We start from the raw sequence: 238 nt of genomic DNA, 5'->3' as shown, positions 1-238 counted from the left end.
ACGACGAGCTCGAAACGCTTGCTTCGGGCGGGCTTTCGGGCTCCTGACTATCGATGTCGTGCGCGACGAGGTGAGGGCGCGTCATCACGGTTTTCTGCTCGACGTCGCTCTTGGCGGTTTTCGCGGGTTTAGGGGTTTCCTTATCGAGCAGCAGTGGGCTGCTCGAACGGGACGTCTCGGGCATTTTGCCGGCAGCGCTCGTCCTTGCCTCTTCCACGGGCGCGGGCGACTCTTTCGG

Annotated in this window: 1 protein-coding gene; it reads right to left on the bottom strand. The window is 63.0% G+C overall.

Going from position 1 to position 238, the window contains the following annotated elements; genetic code table 11:
- On the bottom strand, positions 1-184 hold a 184-nt coding region (locus SB772_RS45270), incomplete at its 3' end, for a hypothetical protein (protein WP_410839185.1).
- Positions 185-238 lie beyond the last annotated feature (54 nt).

Origin of the sequence: Paraburkholderia sp. SIMBA_030 (assembly GCF_046535245.1) — a bacterium.
Lineage (GTDB): Bacteria > Pseudomonadota > Gammaproteobacteria > Burkholderiales > Burkholderiaceae > Paraburkholderia.
This window is presented reverse-complemented; position numbering and strand designations above follow the sequence as displayed.